Source organism: Pseudomonas sp. Irchel 3E20 (genome assembly GCF_900187645.1).
GTDB lineage: Bacteria > Pseudomonadota > Gammaproteobacteria > Pseudomonadales > Pseudomonadaceae > Aquipseudomonas.
Map to the genome: position 1 here is coordinate 267860 of NZ_FYEE01000004.1, position 21181 is coordinate 289040.

A 21181-nucleotide genomic window follows, 5' to 3' on the forward strand; every position below is an offset into this window, starting at 1 on the left:
GGGAGCCCTGCTCACGATAGCTACATTGCAACCGCCATAGATGCGGTGGCTGTACCGGCCTCATCGCGGGCAAGCCCCGCGCCACACAGGTTCGCCTCCACAGCCCTCTCCCGCCCACTACGGGGCTACAGGTGAATATCCATCCCATCGAACGCCACTTCGATACCGCGCTGGGTCAACAGGGCGCGTTCGCTGGAGTCTTCGTCCAAGATCGGGTTGGTGTTGTTGATGTGGATCAGCACCTTGCGCTGCGCGCCGAAGCCTTCCAGCACCTCAAGCATGCCGCCGGGGCCGCTTTGCGGCAGGTGGCCCATGTCGCTGCCCAGTTTGTCGCCCACCCCGCAGCGGCGCATTTCGTCGTCGCGCCACAGGGTGCCGTCCAGCAGCAGGCAATCGGCCCGGCCCATCCAGCCCAGCAAGGCTTCATCCACCTGGCCCAGGCCCGGGGCGTAGAACAGGCTAGCGCCGCTGCGCAGGTCTTCGATAAACAGGCCGATGTTGTCACCCGGGTGCGGGTTGCCGCGATGGGGCGAGTACGGCGGCGCACTGCTGCGCAAGGGAATGGCGCGCAACTGCAGATGACCGCATGCGGGAACAGTAAACGGCGCGCCGTCCAAGGCGATAGGCTGCCACTGCAGGCCGCCGTTCCAGTGGCTGAGCATGGGGAACAGCGGGAAACCGCGGGTCAAGTCCTGATGCACCATCTCGGTACACCACACCGCGTGCGGGCAGCCCTCGCGCAGGCTCAGCAGGCCGGTGCAGTGATCGATCTGGCTGTCCAGCAGGATGATGCCGGCAATCGCGCTGTCGCGCAGGCGGCGGGCCGGTTGCAGGGCCGGGAACGAGGCCAGTTGCACACGAATGTCCGGCGAGGCGTTGCACAAAATCCAATCGACGCCGTTGTCGCTCAGGGCAATCGAGGACTGGGTGCGCGGCTGCGCGCGCAGGCTGCCATTGCGTACCCCGGCGCAGTTGCGGCAATTGCAGTTCCACTGCGGAAAACCGCCACCGGCGGCAGAACCGAGAATCCTGATATGCATGGTTGCAGGCTCCGCGAAACAAGCCCGACCAAGCCCACGGCTGGCCGGGCGGTCCCTTAGCGATTGGCGAAATACATGGTCACTTCAAAGCCAATGCGCAGGTCGGTAAACGCGGGTTTAGTCCACATGGGGCAGTCCTCTTCTTGTGCCGGGCGATTCCGGTAGAGGCATTAACACACGGGCCGCGGCGGGGCCGAATGCTACTTTGGAAGGAGCTTGGGCGGTGCGTTGGTAGGAGATACCAAAAGGCGGGGCTAACAGGGTACGGCGTAGCAAGCGGGCTCGCCCGCGCGGGGGCGCGCAGCGGCCCTGGTCGGTGGCAAGGCAGGCCCACCCCAGGGGAGCGCTTCGCACTCCAGCGCGGGCGAGCCCGCTGCTACACCCGTTGGCACCCCGAGGTGGGGTGACTCAGAAGAACCCCAGCGGGTTGATGTCGTAGCTCACCAGCAGGTTTTTGGTCTGCTGATAGTGGTCGAGCATCATCTTGTGGTTTTCCCGGCCGACGCCAGACTTCTTGTAGCCACCGAACGCGGCGTGGGCCGGGTACAGGTGGTAGCAGTTGGTCCACACGCGCCCGGCCTTGATCGCCCGGCCCATGCGGTAGGCGCGGTTGATGTCGCGGGTCCACAGGCCGGCGCCCAGGCCGAACTCACTGTCGTTGGCAATCGCCAGGGCTTCGGCTTCGTCCTTGAACGTGGTGACACCCACCACCGGGCCGAAGATTTCTTCCTGGAACACGCGCATTTTGTTGTGGCCCTTGAGCAGCGTGGGCTGGATGTAGTAACCGCTGGCCAGGTCGCCTTCCAGGCGTTCCGCCGCGCCGCCGGTGAGCAGTTCGGCGCCCTCTTCCTGGGCGATTTTCAGGTACGAGAGGATCTTGTCGTACTGCTGCTCAGAGGCTTGGGCGCCGACCATGGTGTCGGTGTCCAGCGGGTTGCCGCGCTTGATCTTGACGATCTTCTTCATCACCTCGGCCATGAACGGCTCGTAGATGGATTCCTGCACCAGGGCGCGGGACGGGCAGGTGCACACTTCACCCTGGTTGAAGAACGCCAGCACCAGGCCTTCGGCGGCTTTTTCGATGAACGCGGGCTCAGCGTTCATGATGTCTTCGAAGAAGATGTTCGGCGATTTGCCGCCCAGCTCCACGGTGCTGGGAATGATGTTCTCGGCGGCGCAATGCATGATGTGCGCGCCCACTGGGGTGGAACCGGTGAAGGCGATCTTGGCGATGCGTTTGCTGGTGGCCAGGGCCTCGCCCGCCTCGCGGCCAAAGCCCTGGACGATGTTGAGCACGCCCGGTGGCAGCAGGTCGGCGATCAATTCGGCGAACACCATGATCGACAGCGGCGTCTGTTCGGCGGGTTTGAGCACGATGCAGTTACCCGCGGCCAGGGCCGGGGCGAGTTTCCATGCGGCCATCAGCAGCGGGAAGTTCCACGGGATGATCTGCCCCACCACGCCCAGCGGCTCGTGAAAGTGGTAGGCGGTGGTCAGTTCGTTGATTTCGGCGGCGCCGCCCTCTTGGGCGCGGATGCACCCGGCAAAGTAGCGAAAATGGTCGGCGGCCAGGGGCACGTCGGCATTGAGGGTTTCGCGCACGGCTTTGCCGTTGTCCCAGGTTTCGCTGACGGCGAGGATTTCCAGGTTTTGCTCGATCCGGTCGGCGATTTTCAGCAGCACCAGGGAGCGGTCCTGGGCGCTGGTCTTGCCCCAGGCATCGGCGGCGGCATGGGCGGCGTCCAGGGCTTTCTCGACATCGGCGGCACTGGAACGGGGGAACTCGGCGATCACCTCGCCGTTGACCGGTGAAGTGTTGGTGAAGTATTCGCCGTTGACCGGGGCGACAAACTCACCGCCGATGAAGTTGCCGTAGCGTGGCTTGAAGGTCACAACGGCGCCAGGTGTTCCAGGTTGGGCGTAGATCATGTAGGGCCTCGGTTGGGTCGATGCCTGCCGGGTGGGCAAGCGATGAATCGATGGTAGAGAGCCCCGCCCTCCAGACGAATGCGCCGTTGGCAGGGGGGCTCCTCGTTATTTAGTAGTAAGCGGGCAAGCCCACTTACTACAGGCGATGGCTGTGCAACATCCAACCTAAATGTCGGCCGCTCGATCGCCAGCGCCGGATCGCCACCCGGGCGAACTGCGCGGCCACCGTCCTCACGGCCGCTGGTCGTCCACCCGCTGCATCCGCTCGCGCTCGTAGCGCGGGTACAGGTGGCTGACACTGCGGATCAGTTCGTAGCGGCTCAGGCTGATGGCGGCGAAGCGTTCGGGGATGGGGCTGCGGATCATCTCGGCCATGTCGCTGCCCTGGGCGGCGCCGTCGCGCATGAGACGGTCGAGCCAGCTCAGGTAGTCGTCCATCTGCACGAACGGCTTGGAGTCTGTGGCCAGCGGGCCGTGGCCGGGGACGATGGTTTTCCAGGGCAGTGCCTGCAAGGTGGCGATGTCCGCCCGCCACACCTCCAGGCCCGGTGTGTTGGGGGTGGTCAGGGCGCGTTCGTAGAACACTAGGTCGCCGGCGAACAGCACGCCGGTGCGCTCGTCCAGGATCGCCAGGTCCGCGCCGGTATGCCCATGCAGCCCCAGCAGGCGCAGGCGATGGCCGCCCACCGTGCGCACGCCAGGTTCCACCGAGCGGTTGGGCAGCACCACTTCGGTACCGCGCATCCAATCGCCCACCATGCGGTACAGGTTCTCGGCCATAGCATCGCCTTGTTGCTGCAACAGCTCGGCGGTGCCCGGCAAGGCACTGATGGGCACGCCGGCGAAGGCCTGGTTGCCCAATACGTGGTCCGGGTGGTGGTGGGTCAGCAGCACTTCGACCACCGGTTTGTCGGTGACCGTCGCGATCGCCGCGCGCAGGGCTTCGCCGTAGCGCTTGGAGGGCCCGGTGTCGATCACCACCACGCCCGCCTCGGTGACGATAAACCCGGTGTTGACGATATTGCCGCCGTTGTCCTTGGCGAAGTTGGCGGTGCTGCCCTCCAGCAGCCAGGTGTGCTCGGCGATCTGCCGGGGTTTGAGGTGGTAGTCCAGGTCCGCCGTGGCCGCACAACTGACGGCCAGGCACAACAGCAGCATCCAGCGCATGGCGCGCTCCTTATATCGTCAGGGAATCGCCGCATCGAATTGATTGCCGCTGTTATCGCGCAGGACCAGCCGCGTCTGCCCGGCCCCCGCCACGTCAAAGCCCAGGCTGGGGTTTTCGCTCACCGCCGGGTACAGCGCCAGGTTGGCCAGGACCTTGCCGGCGCTGTCCTGCAACTGGGCGTGGTTAAGGAAGAATTCCGGGATGCCGCCGACCATGCCGTTGTCCATCGGGTGCGCCACTTGCAGGCGCAAGCGGCTGAACTCGCCGCGCGGATAACGCCCGCCCAGCACTTCGCCGATGTGGTCTTCCCAGCCGGGCTGGCTGCGCACCACGCTGGGCGCGGTGCAACCGCCACCCGCGGCGTCGATCAGGGTCGAACCCACGTGCCACAGGCCATCGCGGGTCAGCACGGCAGCACGCAAGGGCGTGGCCTGCTCGATGCGGATACGGATCGACAACCAGGGCAACACGCCCTCCCCGGGCTCGAAATCGACGATCCGGGGCAAAGGGTTGAGTTCGGCCCAGGCGAGGATCTTCACCACTTCACCCTGCAAGGCCCGAGCGTCGATTTCCAGGGGCACTTGCCGCGCGTCTTCAGCGAAGGGCGGCGCCAACAACTTGACCCGCTCATCGAAAACGAAGGGCGCGTCATTGAGAATCTGCTTGTGATAGAAGGCCCACATCACCGAGGGCACCGGGTCCTTGCCCGGCGTCACGGGTTCGGCCACGGCCGCCAAAGGCAGCCAGCAGGCCAACAGGCAATACGCTCGCCAGTTCATCGACCACTCCTGTGGGTTCGTGCAGCGTTTAAGACGGCGAGCGGGTTCAGGGTTTATTCCTCGACGTGCACGCTGTCCAGGTAGGTGCGCACTGCCCACAAGGCTTCCTGGCTCAAGTAGTCGGCCATCTTGGGCATGTACACGCGGCCATCACGCACCGCGCCGTGGCGCACCCGTTCGACGAACCACTCATCCCCGACCTCGCCGGCGTCGAGCATGCGCAGGTCTGGGGCGATACCGCCGGATTTGGCTTCCAGGCCATGGCACGCGGCGCAGTTCTGGTTGTAGGCCGAGGAGCCGATTTCCACGGCTTTCTCGCGCTCGCCTGTGGTGCGGTAAGGGTTGACCGCCGCCCAACCGTCGCCATCGAGCGCCACACCGGCATCCTTGATCGGCGTAAGGCCTTTGGTTTCTACCGCCTGGGGCACCACATTGCCGTGGGCCATCACCGAACCTGCGCCCATCAGGCCGGCCAACAGGCTGGCGAGGAGCAAGGCATTACGTGGGGTTGTTGTCATTATTAGGTCCTCAAGAGTGCACGCTACCCCTGGCTACAGAGGTCGTGGCTCATCTTAGGAACCGCTTGCGCAGGCCCGTATGCTGCTTTGGTGGCCGCGTTCTACTCCCTTGGTAGCAGGCCTTGTGGCGAGGGCCTAAATCAGGTCCCGCCCGGGAAGTTTTCCCGGCAAGGGCGGGACTTTTTCCGTATCTGCCCAGGCGTTGGCGTTCCATCTTAGTCGGGCCAAAACCTCCACTGGGAACCGCAACCATGACAATAAGATCGTTACCCGCCCTCTCCCCGCTGACCCTCGCCGTGCAGGCCTTCCTGCTAGTGAGCAGTCTGTCGCTGTCGGCCGGTGCCACTGCCGCCACTACCGCTGCCCCTGCCACCAAGAACGTCACCTGGGAAGACATCGCCAACGACCACCTGACCACCAAGGATGTGCTGCAGTACGGCATGGGCACCAACGCCCAGCGCTGGAGCCCCCTGGCCCAGGTCAACGACAAGAACGTATTCAAGCTGACCCCGGCCTGGTCGTACTCCTTCGGTGATGAAAAGCAGCGCGGCCAGGAGTCCCAGGCCATCGTCAACGACGGCGTGGTGTACGTCACCGGTTCCTACTCGCGGGTATTTGCCCTTGACGCCAAAACCGGCAAGCGCCTGTGGACCTACAACCATCGCCTGCCGGACAACATTCGCCCCTGCTGTGACGTGGTCAACCGGGGCGCGGCGATCTTTGGCGACAAAATCTACTTCGGCACCCTGGATGCGCGCCTGATCGCCCTGGACAAAAACACCGGCAAAGTGGTGTGGAACAAGAAATTCGGCGACCACGCCGCCGGCTACACCATGACCGGCGCCCCGGTGCTGATTAAAGACAAGACCAGCGGCAAGGTGCTGCTGATCCACGGCAGCTCCGGCGATGAATTCGGCGTGGTCGGCCAGCTCTACGCCCGCGACCCGGACACCGGCGAAGAAGTGTGGATGCGGCCCTTCGTCGAAGGCCACATGGGCCGCCTCAACGGCAAGGACAGCACCCCCACCGGCGACGTGAAGGCGCCATCCTGGCCGAACGACCCGACCACCGAAACCGGCAAGGTCGAAGCCTGGAGCCACGGTGGCGGTGCCCCTTGGCAGAGCGCCAGCTTCGACCCCGAAACCAACACCATCATCGTTGGCGCGGGCAACCCAGGGCCGTGGAACACCTGGGCGCGCACCGCCAAGGACGGCAACCCCCACGACTACGACAGCCTCTACACCTCCGGCCAGGTCGGCGTCGACCCAAGCACCGGCGAAGTGAAGTGGTTCTACCAGCACACCCCCAACGATGCCTGGGACTTCTCCGGCAACAACGAACTGGTGCTGTTCGACTACAAGGACAAGGACGGCAAGGTCGTCAAGGCCACCGGCCACGCCGACCGCAACGGCTTCTTCTATGTGGTGGACCGCAACAACGGCAAATTGCAGAACGCCTTCCCGTTCGTGGACAACATCACCTGGGCCAGCCACATCGACCTGAAAACCGGCCGCCCCGTAGAGAACGAAGGCCAGCGCCCGGCCAAGCCATTGCCTGGGGAAACCAAGGGCAAACCGGTCGAGGTCTCGCCACCGTTCCTGGGCGGCAAGAACTGGAACCCCATGGCCTACAGCCAGGACACCGGCCTGTTCTACATCCCGGGCAACCAGTGGAAAGAGGAATACTGGACCGAAGAGGTCAACTACAAAAAAGGCTCGGCCTACCTGGGCATGGGGTTCCGCATCAAACGCATGTACGACGACCACGTCGGCACCCTGCGCGCCATGAACCCCACCACCGGCAAGGTGGTCTGGGAGCATAAAGAGCAACTGCCACTGTGGGCTGGCGTACTGGCCACCAAGGGCAACCTGGTGTTCACCGGCACCGGCGACGGCTTCTTCAAGGCCTTCGACGCGAAAACCGGCAAGGAACTGTGGAAGTTCCAGACCGGCAGCGGCATCGTCTCCCCGCCGATCACCTGGGAACAGGATGGCGAGCAGTACATCGGTGTCACCGTCGGCTACGGCGGCGCGGTACCGCTGTGGGGCGGCGACATGGCCGAGCTGACCAAACCGGTGGCACAGGGCGGCTCGTTCTGGGTCTTCAAGATCCCGAGCTGGGACAGCAAGGTCGCCCAGAAGTAAGCCGATACCCACGGCCGCCACGAGGTGGCCGTGGGTCTGTTTCACTTATGGGAGCGGGCTTGCCCGCCCCCATACAGGCACAGCCCAACGGCCCCAAGCCTTCACCCCAGGAGTCCTGCGTCATGAACTACCTGCCTCTGATCCTCGCCCTCACCGCCCCCCTGGCCCTCGCCGCCACGGACGATGACGGTGGCGACAGCGCACTGACCATCAACGGTTGCGTGATCGCCGAATCCAGCCAATGCCCTGGCGCCGACCTGCGCAACGCCAAACTGAGCAACCAGGACCTGCGCAAAATGAACCTCAGCGGCGCCGACCTGCGCGGTGCCGACCTGCGCCACGCGCGCCTGGACCTGGCCAACCTGGAAAAAGCCCAATTGCAAGGCGCCAACCTGACCCGCGCCAGCCTGCAACAGACCAACCTGCGCCTGGCCGACTTCAGCGGCGCCAAGCTGCTGGCCGTGCAGGGCTGGGGCATGTTTGCCCAGGGCGCCCAATTCAAGGACGCCAACCTCACCGGCGCCTACCTGGAATTCGCCCGCCTCTCCGGGGCGAAAATGCACAACGCCAACCTGCAAGCCGCCGACCTGGAAATGACCTGGCTGAGCAAAGCCGACCTCAAAGGCGCCAACCTCAGCGACGCCAACCTGCAAGAAGCCAAGTTTGGCGAAAGCAACCTGGAACACGCCACCCTCACCGGCACCCGCCAGCACTACGCCAACTTCCAGGACAGCAACATGCAAGGCTGTACCGATTGCCCGGCCACCTGGGACAAATAATGGGCATCAGCGCCCAAGTAAGCCTGTTTGTGTAGCAAGCCGATTTCGCTAGGCGCATTGTGCGATGCGAAGCAGTGCCATTAATATGGCATCACTCTTCGAATAGCCAATGGAAATGCTATGAGCATCATGCAGTTACGGTCGTCGCGGTTGCTTCGGGCCAGCGCGGCGATCACCCTGTGCAGTTTTCTCGTCGGCTGTTTGCCCGGCAACCTCAAATCCAACGACACCACACCCGGTTCCGCCAGCGACCTGAGCAATGCCTCCGGTTCGCTGTTGGCTTCGCTGTCTTCTGTCACCGGCATGGCCAACGACACCGCCGCCAGCCTGGGCCTGAGCAGCAACGGGCGCACAGGCATGGACTTTCGCAGCTGGAGCGAGCAGGACCAGCAGCGCGCCCTGGCCGCCAAGAAACTGATCGAGCACCAACCCCTGGACGACTTGCCAGTGTACGACCCGACCAAACCCGGCGAAGTGCAGCGCTACGGCGACCAGGTCAAGGCCCTGTTGGCCAAGTACGGGCAAAAGACCGAACTGAGCGCCGACGAACTGCGCGAAGTCAGCCGTACCGTGGTGCCGATGGTGCGCTACATCGCTAAAAGCCGCGCCTACCGCGAAGGCAAGCAAGCCGCGCTGAAAATGACCCGCAACAAGAACGGCATGGACAGCATCGTCATCCCGCCCGGTATGACTGTCGGCGCGGCGATCCTCACCTACTGCAACGACCACGGTTTGGCCGCCCCGTGGCGCGGCTCGAAAATGAGCCTGCGCCCGGCCGCCAACTACATGCCGCCGGCGCTGCTACCCCTGTCCCAGGACCTACACAAGTACGCTGCCGTCAACCCGCAGGCCCACTACGCCATGCAAGGGTTGGTCTGGTGGCTGCGCGACACCCCGTGCGAGCCGGACCGTTTGAGCGACACCCAGAGAAAACTCATCGAAGCCGCCCACCCCGGTGGCCTGGCCGAGCTGTCGTCGTTCTGCGTGGGCGACAAGTTCAAGAAGCAGGCCCTGGCGCACGCCAAGAACTACCTGCCTGGCAACGCCGCCTCGATGCTGAGCAAGGCCAACAGCGTGATGGCCCAGGCCAACGGCCTGCAGCAGAAAGCCGAAGCCTTCCTTGAAGCCGACCTGAGCGACCCACGCAGCGCTCTGGAGCTGGCCCAGACCGCCGGGCTGAAGCTGGGTGGCGGCAAATCCGACCTGCTCAACAACCCGTACTTCAAGTCCGCGGTGCCGCTGCTCAAGGACTCCAACATCAGCCGTGCGCTGATTCCGGCCAGCATCGACGACAAAGCGGTGGACGCCTCCCTGGCGGCGATGAACGCCCTGGGCGAGCGCATGGCTGCCGAGGCGGGCGACAACAGCCAGAGCCTGGCTGACTACAGCCTGACCGAGAACGGTTTGGCGGTGAAAAACAACCACGACGGCGGCGCCAGCAACTCCCAGGTGGTGATCCACAACCCCACCGGCCAGCCCTTGGAGTTCGTCGGCCGCGACTACGTGCTCAGCACCGTGGACGATGGCAAATCCAGCAAAGGCTACCGGCCGAGCCAGCGCCTGAGTATCGGCCCATTGGTGCCGACCACGATTTATCCAGACCCGGACGCCAGCAAATACAGCGAGAAACTCGAAGACGCCACCAAAAAAGCCCTCGAGCCCCTGAGCACGCTGCCCGATACCGCATGGGGCCTGGCCAGCGAGGCCAAGGGCGAAAAACTGCCCTGTGAACCCAAGGGCGGTTTCGACTGGAAAGTCATTGGCCTGAGCGCCCTCAAGGACGTGGTGGAAACCATCCCGGTGATCTCCAACATCGTCAACGGCTACAGCGCCCTCACCGGCCGCGACTGGATGACCGGCAAGGAACTCGACGGCAAGGAGCGCATGCTGGCGATCCTCAGCGCGGCCCTGCCGGCCTCCGGGGCGATCGTCAACATCGTCGGCAAGCGCGGGCGCTCGATCTTCAACTTTGCGAAAAAGGGTTGGGAGTACGGCGACCGCGCGCAAAGCACCGCGAGCACGGTCAACACCTCGGGCGAATTGATCGCCGCCGCCTACGACGACAACAAGTGCAAGGTGTTCAGCAGCGCCATGAAACTGGCCGCCACCCACGTCTGCAAAGGCGCGCAGCGGGCCAGTTGCATGAAGTCCACCGCCGCCCTGTCGGTGGCGGCCAACACCGCCGACCAGACCGAAATCGGCAAGGTCAAGTACGAGGAAAACATCCTCTCCGCACCGGGCAAGGTCGGTGATGCGGTCAAAGGCATGGGCGACGCCCTGGGCAATGGCTTCAACAGCCTGACCAAGGGCATGGGCGGGTTGCTCAACTAACCCGCCCGTTCCACCCCCCATTGCTGTGGGAGCTTGCTCGCGATGGCGGTCTCAAGGCCGCCATCACCGGCAAGCCAGGCGCCCCCAGGCGTTTGTGCGCTAGCGGCTAACAGGCCACGCGCATGATCCCGGTATCGATGGCCAGGTGCACCAGCTCGGCGTGGGAGCTGACCGACAATTTGCTCTTAAGTAAGGTCAGGTGGTTGGACACCGTCTTGGCGCTAATACACAACTGCTCGGCAATCGAGCGGGTGGGCGTGCCCTTGGCCAACATCACAAAAATCTCGAATTCGCGCTGGGTCATGCTTTGCAGGCGTGGGTCCTGGGCGTTGTGGGCTTGCGGGTTACAGGCCAACTGTGTGGCCAAGGGCTGCTCGATGTACGCGTGCCCGGCGAGGATGCGCCGCACCGCCTCGATCAGCACTTCGGGGTCGGCGTTTTTCGTCAGGTAGCCCGAGGCACCGGCATCCAGGGCCTGGCGCACCAGCGGCAACTCATCGTGCAGGCTGAAAAACAGCACCCGCAATTGCGGCAAGCGCTGGCGCAGGCGCCGGGTGGTTTCCAGGCCGCTGATCCCCGGCAGGCCGAAATCCATAATCACCAGGTGCGGGATCTCCTCCTGCACCCGCGCCAGCGCCTCCTCGCCGTTGGCTGCTTCGCGCACCTGCATCGTCGGCAGCACCGCCCGCAGCAGGCTGGCGTAGCCTTGGCGCACCACGGCGTGGTCATCCACCAGCAAAATATTCATCGGCCCTCCCCCGCAATACTCAAAATCAGCGCCCAACCGCCGCCCGCGGGGCTGACAATGCGCAACCCGCCGCCGAGGCTGTGTGCCCGTTGCGCCAACGAACGCAGCCCTATGCCTGGGGATTGTGGCGGTGCCGCGCCACGGCCGTTATCGCGGATCAACAAGCGCAACCCAGTGCCTCGGGCTTGCAGGCGTACACGCACGCCGGTGGCGCAAGCATGGCGTGCCACGTTGGTCAGGGCTTCCTGGATGAACCGGTAGAGGTGGGTTTGGCTGGCCACGGGCAACACCGGCAGCCGTGGGCTGACCTGTAGGCGGCAGTCGATGCCGTGGGTACCTTGCCACTGGCCAACCAGCGACGCCAACGCCTGGGGCAAGGGCTGCGGCACCTCGGGATACAAGTCGCGCACCAAGGCGCGAAAGCCTTGCTGCAACTGCTGGCAATTGTGCTCCAGGGCCAGGGCCGTTTGCGTCACGGTTTCGGGCTGCCCTGCCACCACCCGCAGCAAGCACGCCTGGGCGCGGATGCCCGCCAGGTATTGGCCCAGGTCGTCGTGCAGGGCCTGGCCCAGGCGCGTGCGCTCTTGCTCACGGGCGCTCAGCAGGCTGTGGCGCAACTGGTGGTTCTCGGCACGCAATTGCTCAAGGGCCGCGTCGCGGCCAGCCCAGCGCCGCCACGCCGTGGCCCAGAGGTGCAGCGGCCATCCGGCAAACACGGCTCAATGCCCCGCCAGCGTAGGCAACGGCAAGCTCACCGGGGTGTGCAGCTTGTCCACCCCCACCAGGCTCAGGATCAACAGCAAGGGCAACAGCAAGGCTTTGAGAATACGCATGGCTGGGTTTCTCTTTTTTATAGGTAGGCCGAGCGTCCATCCTAAGACCGCTGCCCACCGCGCGGTTTACTACCTTGGTACTGGCTGATCGGTACTTTGTGCAGGGTTTACCGACCCCATTGGCCCAAGGGGGGCGGTTTGTGTGGGAACGGCTCGCCCCATCGCGGGCAAGGCCCGCACCCACCGTTGAACGGTGGCGTGGGTGGGGTTTTCATTTTCCTCTGTGGGAGCGAGCCTGCTCGCGATGGCGGTGACCAATGGCAGAGGGTAAGACCGTTGCTCCCATAGGGGGAATGGCTTTTAGCCCTTGAAACTACGACTTTAGTAGCGGTTTTGCTGTCTATCGTCGCATTCACAAAGCAGCGCCCCTGGCATGTAATGGGCTTATAACAAGAAGGATTGCCCCCTATGCCCCTTGCACCGCGCCACCTGCCGCTGCCCTTTGCTGCTGCCTTGTGCCTGAGCCTCTGGCTGGGCGCGGCGCAGGCCCAGGAGCCACTGTTCTCCGCCGAAGGCTACCGCATCAGCCTGTACCGCAGCCCGACACCGGCCCAGGTGGAGGGCGGCAGGATCGTCGATACCGCGCAATTGCAGCAGCTACTGGCCCAATCGCCCGCGCCGGTACTGGTGGACGTTTACCGCCGCCAGTGGCTGCACGGGCGTTTCATCGAAGACCAGCCCCACGCCAACCTGCCCGGCAGCTTGTGGCTGGCCAACACTGGCGATGGCGACCTGACGCCACCCTGGCAAACCTATTTCGCCCGCCACCTAAGCGCTGCCAGCGCCGGCCAAGCTGTGCGCCCACTGGTGTTCTACTGCCGTTCCGATTGCTGGTTGAGCTGGAACGCGGTAAAACGCGCCACGGCGCTAGGCTATACCCAGGTGTACTGGTATCGCGATGGCCTGGACGCCTGGGAAGCGGCGCACCTGCCCCTGGCGCCGGCACAGCCCGAACCCTTTCCCTGACCGCGACACCCTGCGTGCCACCGCCCACCCAACCCATAAAAACCGAGGTGAAAGGCCATGTACAAGATTCTGATTGCCGACGATCACCCCCTGTTTCGCGAAGCGATCTGCAACGTCATCAGCGACGGTTTTGCCGGTAGCCAAGTGCTGGAAACCGCCGACCTGGACAGCGCCATGGCCCTGACCCAGGAACACGACGACCTGGACCTGATCCTGCTGGACCTGAACATGCCCGGCATGCACGGCCTCAATGGCTTGATAAACCTGCGCAACGAGGCGCCCACCATCCCGGTGGTGATCGTCTCCGCCGAGCAGGACAAGCAGATCGTGCTGCAAGCCATCACCTATGGCGCGGTGGGCTTTATCACCAAATCCTCGCCCCGGGCACAAATGACCGAGGCCATCCAGCAGATCCTCAACGGCAACGTGTACTTGCCTTCGGACATCATCCGCACGCAAAAAACCGGCACCCGCCGAACGATGAACGACACCCCCAACTTCCCGCCTGAACTGCTCCAGGCCCTGACCCGCAAGCAATTGCTGGTGCTCGAACGCATGACCAAGGGCGAATCCAACAAGCAGATCGCCTACACCCTGGAAATCGCCGAAACCACGGTCAAGGCCCACGTTTCCGCGATCCTGCGCAAGCTCAACGTGCACAACCGGGTGCAGGCGATCCTCAGTGCCGGGGATATTGATTTCGCGGCGTACCTGCGCCGCTGACTGGCGGGCCCACTGTGGGAGCGGGCCGGGCGGCGCTCCGCTCGCCCGCCATTGCCTCTAGAGGCTGCAAGCCCGCTTACAGCGCGGGCTGCCTAACCCTGCACTTGCCCAAGCAAATGACTGATGGCCGTCTTCAGTTTCATCGGCCGCACCGGTTTGTGCATCAGGGTGTGGCCCAGTTCGCGCATTTGCAGTTTCAGTTCATTGCTGTAGTTGGCGGTAATCATCAGCGCCGGCAAGGCACTGGCGCGGCGGGCGTTGATCTGGGCCACGGCGTCCACGCCATTCTTGCCCTGGTCCAGGTGATAGTCGGCGATCAGCAGGTCAGCCTCGCTGTGGTAGTTGTCCACCTGGCGCGCCAGGTCTTCTTCCGACAGTGCGGTGACCACTTGGCAGCCCCAACTCTCGAGCAAGGTGCGCATGCCGGCGCAGATCGCCGCGTCGTTATCGAGTACCCAGATCCGCGCCCCGCGCAAGCGTTCCACCAGCAGTTCACTCAGGGCCAGGCGCGGCGCCGGTTTCGGCGCCGTGGCCGACAGCGGCACCTCCACGGCGAACACCGAACCCTTGCCCGGCCATGAGCGCACGCTGATGCGGTGGCCAAGAATGCCGGCGATTTTTTCCACGATGGCCAGGCCCAAACCCAGGCCACGGTCCTGGTTGGGCCGCTGCACGTCGCCGCGTTTGAACTCCTGGAAAATCTCTTGCAGCTTGTGGGCCTCGATGCCCATGCCGCTGTCCCAGACCTCGATGGACAAGCGCTGGCGATGGCGTCGGCAACCCAGCATCACACGGCCGCTGGGGGTGTAGCGGATGGCATTGCTGAGCAGGTTGCGCAGGATCCGCGCCAGCAGCTGCACGTCACTGCGCACCAGCGCCGAGCAGGCGACAAAGTGCAGTTGCAGGCCTTCGCTGCGGGCCACGTGGGCGTACTCGGCGGCCAGGTTTTCCAATAATTCGCTGAGGGCGAATGGCGCGATATCGGCCTTTATCACCCCGGCATCGAGCTTGGAAATGTCCACCAGGGTGCCCAGCAGGTTTTCCACGTCTTCCAGGGAGTTGCTGACGTTGCGCACCAGCACCGCGTTGGCCAGCGGCTCGCGGCGCTCCAGCAGGGCACTGGTGAACAGCCGCGCGGCGTTGAGCGGTTGCAGCAGGTCATGGCTGACCGCCGCGAGGAACTTGGTCTTGGACAGGTTGGCCTGTTCGGCCTCCAGCTTGGCTTCGCGCAAGCGCGATTCGACGCGGCTGCGTTCGTCGATCTCGCGCAGCAACTGGTCGTTGAGGCTGGTCAGCTCGGCCGTGCGCTCGCGCACCCGCAGTTCCAGGTTCTGGTAGGCCTGGTGCAAGGCTTCGGCGGTGCGCCGCCGTTCGGTGATGTCGCGGATCAGCACGAAAATCCCCACCACCTCGCCGCTGGCCAGGCGATTGGGCACATAGGAGCGCAGCATGTAGCGCTCCTGGCCATTGATATTGGTTTCGGGGAACTCGAACGTCACGCTCTCGCCGTCCAGCGCCCGCGCCACGTAGGCCTCCAGGCGCCGGTAGTGTTCTTCGCTGTGCACCTGGCGCAGGCTTTGGCCGAGCATCACGCCCCGGGGCCAGCAGTACCATTCTTCGTAGACCTTGTTGGTGAACTCATACACCAGGTCAGCGTTGAGGTAGGCGATCAGCGCGGGCACGTGGTCGGTAATCAGGCGGATCCAGCGTTCGCTTTCGCTCAGGGCTTCGGCGTGCTGGTAGCGCTCGGTGATGTCGGTGAAGGTGTTGACGAACCCACCCGTGGGCAACGGATGGGTGCGGATCTCCAGCACCCGGCCATCGTACAGGCGTTGCTCGCACTCACGCACCACACGGCCATTGAGGTCGCGGCTGGCCGGGGTGAGCAGGCTCAGTTCGCTGTCGCCGATGACCTCGGCGAACGGCCGGTGGGCCGCCACCGGCGCCAGGCCACTGAGTTCCAGGAAGCGCCGGTTCCACAGCTCCAGGATGCCCTCGGCGTTGACCATGGCCACGCCCTGGGACAGGTTGTCCACGGCCCGTTGCAGCAGATGCGATTTTTGCGCCACCGCTTGTTCGCGGCGCACGGTTTCGCTGAGCTTGACCTCGGTGATGTCGGTGAACAGGATCACCCGCCCGCCCTCTTGGGTCGGCCGCTCGCTGACCTGCAACCAGCGCCCGTCCTGCAAGCGGTACAGCAGGTGTTCGTCGGCGTGGCCGCGCGGCTCTTCGCTGAACAGCCCGGTGCCGGTCATTAGGCGTTTGACTTCGCTCAGGCGCATACCGGCGATGATGCGCACCCGGCTGTTGGCCCAGAACGCCTTGAAGCGGCTGTTGAACAACACGATGCGCTGTTCTTCGTCGAACAGCACGAAGGCGTCGGAAATGCTCTCGATGGCGTCGATCAGGTGCCGGTGCGCGGTTTCGGCGCGCAGCCTCGCTTCGCTAAGCAAGTGGTTGCCGGCCTTGAGTTCGGCCATTGCCTGGTTCAACGCATCGGTGCGTTCGCGCACCTGTTCGGCCAGCACCACCGAGTGCTGGAACGCCGAGTAAGGGTCGTTGCCACGGGTGCCGCCGGATTCGATGCGCTCGATCAGCGCGCCATTGATGCGTTGCAGCTTGCGGTTCTGCTCGCGCAGGGCATCGACCTGCCCTTGCAGGTCAACGGCCGTGGCGGGTGCGGTTGCGGGCAATGGCGACGCCGGTGAAGGTCTGGTTGATGTGCATGCCATTGAACTGTTCTCCGTAGGTGTTGAAACCCAGCACCCGTTGTTCGCGCAAAAAAGCGCCGATCTGCTCCAGGCTGCCGTCGTCTTCCAGTTCCAGGCGCCGCAGGAAGCAGTCGCAGCCGATGGTCAGCAGCAACTCCCCCAGGCGCGCCTGCAAACCATCGAACAAGGTATGCAGGTTGGGCAGCAGCGGCCCGGGGGTCATGGCCGTAAGGACGATGCCGTTCTCCACCGCGCAGTAGAAACTCAGGCTCAAGTCCTCGTGCACCTGTTGGATAGCGCGCACGTAGTACTGCTCATTGATGCGCACGGCCAAGGGGTGGGCGGCGAACACCCGGTGGTCCAACTGGGCCACCGGCACGCCGATATGCCGCGCGTATTCTTGGGCGGCGGGCTCGGCGTTGAGCTCGTAAACCCGGCGCTGCGGGCTGTCGGCGTGGGTCACCACCAGTTTTTCCGCCCGCGGCAGGATGTGATGGGTGGTGAACACCTCGAAATCCAGCCAGGTATTGACCAGCACCACCACCGCCGCGCCGCTGTGGAATTCACCGTTGAAGTAGACGTGGGTATGGGTCAGGTAATTGTCGTCCCCGGCCGAACCGCCAAAGTGCGGGATATCGCCCAGGGCGGCACTCAAGGCGGCGAGGACCATTTCCTCGCGGCTGGACAAACCGTCGAGCAAGGTCAGGGCAAAACTGTTGCCCTTGATCGGCGCCAGGCTGTTGCTGCGGCAATCGCCGGCCAGGCGCTCGACCATCTGCTGGGCGTCGATCAGGCTGAAGTGCTCCATCTGGTCGATCAGTTCGAGGGCGATGGAAAAATGCCGATGGTCAAACCCCACCGCCGTGATGCAGCCGCGCCCGTAGCCGTTGGGGGTGATCTCGCCGGCGCTGGTGCAACCCGCCAGGCGAATACCGCCAAAACTCTGTGCCAGGGCACGGCCCAGGGCCTGCAAGTCGTACTCGGCGGAGCAGAAAAACAACACGAAGCCCAGATGCGGGTGCAACAACTGCCGCGCCAGATCCTGGGCCGCTTGCTCCGCATCGGTCGCTTGGGACATGGCACTGACGACACCTTCGGCCTGGCCTTGCTGCATGTTCGCCTCCCGCGGGTGCGCTGTCTTGAGCGCTGAGTGTACGAAGCCCCGGGGCGGCACCCTATGCTACTTGGGTACTGGGTGAGGGGTTCGATGGGAGGACATGGGCTGGCGGTCAGTACCGCCCTTTGCAGCGGACGTGCGAGAGGCTTGAGCCAATGACACCGCGACGTGCGAGGAGCCTGCTAAGACGCAGGGGCCAGCGCAGTGGCCTTCGGCCTTGTGTTCGACTAGCAAGCGGGCGACCCCGCTTGCTATCGACGAGAGGAAGGGTTTAACGGTCAGTGAACTGTGGCGCTCGCTTGGCGATGAAGGCGGCCATGCCTTCTTTCTGGTCCTGGGTGGCGAAGGCGGCATGGAACACACGACGCTCGAAGCGCACGCCCTCGGCCAGGTTCACTTCGAAGGCGCGGTTGACGCTTTCCTTGACCATCATCGACACCGGCAGCGACTTGGCGGCGATCACCGCGGCGACTTTCAGGGCTTCTTCCACCAATTCATCGGCGGGCACGATGCGCGCCACGATGCCGGCACGCTCGGCTTCCACCGCATCGATCAAGCGCCCGGTCAGGCACATTTCCATGGCCTTGGCCTTGCCCACGGCGCGGGTCAGGCGTTGGGTGCCGCCCATGCCTGGCAGCACGCCGAGGTTGACTTCCGGTTGGCCGAACTTGGCGTTGTCGCCGGCCAGGATGAAGTCGCACATCAGCGCCAGTTCACAACCGCCGCCCAAAGCGAAGCCGGCCACCGCCGCGATGATCGGCTTGCGGCGGTTGGCGATGCGGTCGCTGTCGCTGAACAGGTCGTCGAGGTAGATCTGCGGGTAGGTCAGCTCGGCCATTTCCTTGATGTCGGCGCCGGCGGCGAAGGCTTTCTTCGAGCCGGTGATGACGATGCAGCCGATGCGCGGGTCGGCTTCCAGGCTGTCGAGGGCCTGGTTCACTTCGCTGACGATTTGCGCGTTCAGCGCATTGAGCGCCTGCGGGCGGTTGAGGGTGATAAGGCCGACGCGGTCGTGAATGTCCAACACAATGGTTTCGTAGCTCACAGATAAACTCCTGTTCAAAGATTGCGCGAAATGACCATGCGCTGAATGTCGCTGGTGCCTTCGTAGATCTGGCACACCCGCACATCGCGGTAGATGCGCTCCAGCGGGAAGTCGTTCAAATAGCCATAACCGCCCAGGGTTTGCAACGCTTGCGAGCAAACCTTCTCGGCCATTTCCGAGGCGAACAGCTTGGCCATCGAGGCCTCCACCAGGGCTGGTTTGCCGCTGTCGCGCAGGGCGGCGGCGTAATGCACCATCTGCCGTGCCACGGCGATCTGGGTGGCCATGTCCGCCAGGCGAAAAGCCACGGCTTGATGCTCGATGATCGCCTTGCCGAAGCTCTGCCGCTCGCGGGCGTAGTCCCGGGCGGCCTCGAATGCGGCGCGGGCCATGCCCACCGATTGCGAGGCGATGCCCACCCGCCCGCCTTCGAGGTTGGCCAGGGCGATGCGGTAGCCTTCGCCCTCCTCGCCCAAGCGGTTGGCCACCGGTACTTGGACGTCCTCGAAAAGGATCTGGCAGGTGTCGGAGGCGTGCTGGCCGAGCTTGTCTTCCACCCGCGCCACGCTGTAGCCCGGGGCGTCGGTGGGCACGATAAAGGCACTGATGCCGCGCTTGCCGGCGCTGGGGTCGGTGACGGCGAAGACGATCACCACCCCGGCGTTCTTGCCCGAGGTGATGAATTGCTTGCAGCCGTTGAGCACGTAGTGGTCGCCCTCACGGCGCGCGCGGGTTGTCAGGCCGCTGGCGTCAGAGCCGGCCTGGGGTTCGGTGAGCGCAAAGGCACCGAGCATCGCGCCGCTGGCCAGGGGCTTGAGGAAGCGTTCTTTCTGCTCGTCGCTGCCGTAGTTGAGGATCGGCACGCAACCCACCGAGTTGTGCACGCTCATGATGGTCGAGCAGGCACCGTCGCCGGCGGCGATTTCTTCCAGGGCCATAGCGTAGGCCAGGTAACCGGTGTCGCAACCGCCCCACTGCTCCGGCACCAGCATGCCGAAAAAACCCAGCTCGGCCATTTCTCCCACGGCCTCGTGGGGGAAGCGGTGTTCCCGGTCCCACTCGGCAGCGAAGGGCTTGAGCCGCTCCTGGGCGAATTGCCGGGCGGCGTCGCTGATTTGTCGTTGTTCGTCATTGGGCAGCATGGGGGTTTCCTCAGTACAACACTTCAACGGCCATGGCCGTGGCTTCACCGCCGCCGATGCAGATGGCCGCGACACCGCGTTTCAGACCTTTTTGGCGCAGGGCCCAGAGCAGGGTCACCAGGATCCGCGCCCCAGAGGCACCGATCGGATGGCCCAGGGCACAGGCGCCGCCGTGGACGTTGATTTTTTCGTGGGGGATGTGCAGTTGGCTCATGGTCACCAGGCTGACCACCGCAAACGCTTCGTTGACCTCGAACAGTTCGACCTCGTCCAGGGCCCAACCGGTCTTGCTCATCAGCTTGCGGATCGCGCCCACCGGGGCCACCGGGAACAGGCTCGGCGTATCGGCAAACGCCGCGTGGCCGTGGATCACTGCCAGCGGCGTGAGGCCGCGCTTTTGCGCTTCACTGCGGCGCATCATCAGCAACGCCGCCGCGCCATCGGAGATGGAACTGGAGTTGGCCGCGGTAACGGTGCCGCCCTCGCGAAACGCCGGTTTGAGCCCGGCGATCTTGTCCAGCTTGGCCTTGGGCGGCTGTTCGTCGTCGCGGATGGTTTTTTGTTCTTTGCCCACGGTCACGTGCAGCGGCACGATTTCGGTGTGGAACAAACCGTCGGCGATGGCTTGCTGGGCGCGGGTGGTGGACGCGATGGCGAAGGCGTCCTGGGTTTCACGGCTGAAACCGTGTTCCTCGGCGCAGTCTTCGGCGAAGGTGCCCATCAGGCGGCCCTTGTCGTAGGCGTCTTCGAGGCCGTCGAGGAACATGTGATCGAGCACCCGGCCGTGGCCCATGCGGTAGCCGCTGCGGGCGCGGTCCAGCAGGTACGGCGCGTTGGACATGCTTTCCATGCCGCCGGCCACCACCGCGTCGGCGCTGCCGGCCAGGAGCATGTCGTGGGCCAGGATGGCCGCTTCCATGCCCGAGCCGCACATTTTGTTCAGGGTGGTGCAGCGAGTGCCCTTGTCCAGGCCGGCGCCGAGGGCGGCCTGGCGTGCCGGAGCCTGGCCCAGGCCCGCGGGCAGCACACAGCCGAACAACACTTCATCGACGCCATCGGCACCAACACCCGCCCGCTCCACGGCGGCGCGGATAGCTGCCGCGCCCAGTTGCGGCGCGGTCAGGCTTTTCAAATCGCCCTGGAAGCCGCCCATGGGCGTGCGTACAGCGCTGACAATCACAATCGGGTCGTGGGCAATAGTCATGGCA

General features: G+C 64.5%; 17 protein-coding genes and 1 pseudogene. 5 read left to right on the forward strand and 13 right to left on the reverse strand.

The features are described 5' to 3' along the window. Positions 1–125: 125 nt before the first annotated feature. The 6 genes from pqqB to pedF form a co-directional block, all read right to left on the reverse strand. A complete protein-coding gene (pqqB, locus tag CKW13_RS09905) occupies positions 126–1040 on the reverse strand; it encodes a pyrroloquinoline quinone biosynthesis protein PqqB (RefSeq protein WP_095108409.1) in 915 nt (304 codons plus the stop codon). Positions 1041–1096: 56 nt separating this feature from the next. Further along, positions 1097–1168, reverse strand: coding sequence for a pyrroloquinoline quinone precursor peptide PqqA (pqqA, locus tag CKW13_RS09910; RefSeq protein WP_003253598.1), 72 nt, complete (start codon positions 1166–1168; stop codon positions 1097–1099). A 280-nt stretch (positions 1169–1448) separates the two neighbouring features. Next, positions 1449–2969 (reverse strand): aldehyde dehydrogenase family protein, encoded by a 1521-nt coding sequence (locus tag CKW13_RS09915; protein ID WP_095108410.1) that lies wholly within the window; start codon positions 2967–2969, stop codon positions 1449–1451. 231 nt (positions 2970–3200) lie between these two features. Further along, positions 3201–4136 carry a quinoprotein relay system zinc metallohydrolase 1 gene (locus CKW13_RS09920; protein WP_095108411.1) on the reverse strand — a complete coding sequence of 312 codons (936 nt, stop codon included), beginning with the start codon at positions 4134–4136 and terminating at the stop codon, positions 3201–3203. 18 nt (positions 4137–4154) lie between these two features. Next, positions 4155–4916: a quinoprotein dehydrogenase-associated SoxYZ-like carrier gene (locus CKW13_RS09925; RefSeq protein ID WP_095108412.1), complete on the reverse strand. Its 762-nt coding sequence runs from the start codon at positions 4914–4916 to the stop codon at positions 4155–4157. Positions 4917–4969: 53 nt separating this feature from the next. After that, entirely contained in the window at positions 4970–5434 is a 465-nt protein-coding gene (gene pedF, locus CKW13_RS09930) for a cytochrome c-550 PedF (protein ID WP_095108413.1), read from the reverse strand. Positions 5435–5685: 251 nt separating this feature from the next. Between pedF and exaA the strand changes: the two genes are divergently transcribed. The 3 genes from exaA (at position 5686) to CKW13_RS09945 (ending at position 10688) form a co-directional block, all read left to right on the forward strand. Continuing rightward, positions 5686–7578 carry a quinoprotein ethanol dehydrogenase gene (gene exaA, locus CKW13_RS09935; protein WP_095108414.1) on the forward strand — a complete coding sequence of 631 codons (1893 nt, stop codon included), beginning with the start codon at positions 5686–5688 and terminating at the stop codon, positions 7576–7578. Between the two features lie 122 nt (positions 7579–7700). Continuing rightward, on the forward strand, positions 7701–8357 hold the full coding sequence (locus CKW13_RS09940) for a pentapeptide repeat-containing protein (protein ID WP_095108415.1): 657 nt from the start codon (positions 7701–7703) through the stop codon (positions 8355–8357). 120 nt (positions 8358–8477) lie between these two features. Further along, on the forward strand, positions 8478–10688 hold the full coding sequence (locus tag CKW13_RS09945; protein ID WP_095108416.1) for a pre-toxin TG domain-containing protein: 2211 nt from the start codon (positions 8478–8480) through the stop codon (positions 10686–10688). 106 nt (positions 10689–10794) lie between these two features. On the opposite strand, the gene CKW13_RS09950 is transcribed toward CKW13_RS09945, so the two are convergent. Continuing rightward, complete coding sequence (locus CKW13_RS09950; protein WP_095108417.1) at positions 10795–11436, reverse strand: response regulator transcription factor; 642 nt, start codon at positions 11434–11436, stop codon at positions 10795–10797. Then, positions 11433–12089: pseudogene (locus CKW13_RS09955) on the reverse strand (sensor histidine kinase); the annotation flags it as partial. The pseudogene CKW13_RS09955 and the gene CKW13_RS09950, both read right to left, overlap by 4 nt. 588 nt (positions 12090–12677) lie before the next feature. Between CKW13_RS09955 and CKW13_RS09960 the strand changes: the two are divergent. Together CKW13_RS09960 and CKW13_RS09965 are read left to right on the forward strand one after the other, a co-directional pair. After that, positions 12678–13235, forward strand: coding sequence for a PQQ-dependent catabolism-associated CXXCW motif protein (locus tag CKW13_RS09960; protein WP_095108419.1), 558 nt, complete (start codon positions 12678–12680; stop codon positions 13233–13235). Between the two features lie 57 nt (positions 13236–13292). Beyond that, positions 13293–13958 carry a response regulator transcription factor gene (locus CKW13_RS09965; RefSeq protein WP_095108420.1) on the forward strand — a complete coding sequence of 222 codons (666 nt, stop codon included), beginning with the start codon at positions 13293–13295 and terminating at the stop codon, positions 13956–13958. A gap of 92 nt (positions 13959–14050) precedes the next feature. On the opposite strand, the gene nahK is transcribed toward CKW13_RS09965, so the two are convergent. From nahK to CKW13_RS09990, 5 genes are all read right to left on the reverse strand, one after another. Further along, positions 14051–16690, reverse strand: coding sequence for a hybrid sensor histidine kinase/response regulator NahK/ErcS' (nahK, locus tag CKW13_RS09970; protein WP_176465086.1), 2640 nt, complete (start codon positions 16688–16690; stop codon positions 14051–14053). Continuing rightward, entirely contained in the window at positions 16620–17783 is a 1164-nt protein-coding gene (gene nosP / locus CKW13_RS09975; RefSeq protein ID WP_095108422.1) for a nitric oxide-sensing protein NosP, read from the reverse strand. Before nosP ends, nahK begins: the two co-directional genes overlap by 71 nt. Positions 17784–18057: 274 nt before the next feature. Beyond that, positions 18058–18831 carry an enoyl-CoA hydratase gene (locus tag CKW13_RS09980; protein ID WP_095108423.1) on the reverse strand — a complete coding sequence of 258 codons (774 nt, stop codon included), beginning with the start codon at positions 18829–18831 and terminating at the stop codon, positions 18058–18060. Between the two features lie 14 nt (positions 18832–18845). After that, positions 18846–19973, reverse strand: a complete 1128-nt coding sequence (locus CKW13_RS09985) for an acyl-CoA dehydrogenase (RefSeq protein WP_095108424.1) — start codon at positions 19971–19973, stop codon at positions 18846–18848. 10 nt (positions 19974–19983) lie between these two features. Then, positions 19984–21177: an acetyl-CoA C-acyltransferase gene (locus CKW13_RS09990; RefSeq protein WP_095108425.1), complete on the reverse strand. Its 1194-nt coding sequence runs from the start codon at positions 21175–21177 to the stop codon at positions 19984–19986. Positions 21178–21181 lie beyond the last annotated feature (4 nt).

What these genes read in the sequence shown, in the direction of transcription:
- CKW13_RS09940 (WP_095108415.1), top strand. Translation starts at nt 7,701, where the DNA reads ATGAACTACCTGCCTCTGATCCTCGCCCTCACCGCCCCCCTGGCCCTC.
- CKW13_RS09925 (WP_095108412.1), bottom strand. Translation starts at nt 4,916, where the DNA reads ATGAACTGGCGAGCGTATTGCCTGTTGGCCTGCTGGCTGCCTTTGGCG.
- CKW13_RS09960 (WP_095108419.1), top strand. Translation starts at nt 12,678, where the DNA reads ATGCCCCTTGCACCGCGCCACCTGCCGCTGCCCTTTGCTGCTGCCTTG.
- exaA (WP_095108414.1), top strand. Translation starts at nt 5,686, where the DNA reads ATGACAATAAGATCGTTACCCGCCCTCTCCCCGCTGACCCTCGCCGTG.
- CKW13_RS09985 (WP_095108424.1), bottom strand. Translation starts at nt 19,973, where the DNA reads ATGCTGCCCAATGACGAACAACGACAAATCAGCGACGCCGCCCGGCAA.
- nosP (WP_095108422.1), bottom strand. Translation starts at nt 17,783, where the DNA reads ATGCAGCAAGGCCAGGCCGAAGGTGTCGTCAGTGCCATGTCCCAAGCG.
- pedF (WP_095108413.1), bottom strand. Translation starts at nt 5,434, where the DNA reads ATGACAACAACCCCACGTAATGCCTTGCTCCTCGCCAGCCTGTTGGCC.
- CKW13_RS09920 (WP_095108411.1), bottom strand. Translation starts at nt 4,136, where the DNA reads ATGCGCTGGATGCTGCTGTTGTGCCTGGCCGTCAGTTGTGCGGCCACG.
- CKW13_RS09990 (WP_095108425.1), bottom strand. Translation starts at nt 21,177, where the DNA reads ATGACTATTGCCCACGACCCGATTGTGATTGTCAGCGCTGTACGCACG.
- CKW13_RS09945 (WP_095108416.1), top strand. Translation starts at nt 8,478, where the DNA reads ATGAGCATCATGCAGTTACGGTCGTCGCGGTTGCTTCGGGCCAGCGCG.
- CKW13_RS09915 (WP_095108410.1), bottom strand. Translation starts at nt 2,969, where the DNA reads ATGATCTACGCCCAACCTGGAACACCTGGCGCCGTTGTGACCTTCAAG.
- CKW13_RS09965 (WP_095108420.1), top strand. Translation starts at nt 13,293, where the DNA reads ATGTACAAGATTCTGATTGCCGACGATCACCCCCTGTTTCGCGAAGCG.
- CKW13_RS09950 (WP_095108417.1), bottom strand. Translation starts at nt 11,436, where the DNA reads ATGAATATTTTGCTGGTGGATGACCACGCCGTGGTGCGCCAAGGCTAC.
- pqqB (WP_095108409.1), bottom strand. Translation starts at nt 1,040, where the DNA reads ATGCATATCAGGATTCTCGGTTCTGCCGCCGGTGGCGGTTTTCCGCAG.
- nahK (WP_176465086.1), bottom strand. Translation starts at nt 16,690, where the DNA reads ATGGCATGCACATCAACCAGACCTTCACCGGCGTCGCCATTGCCCGCA.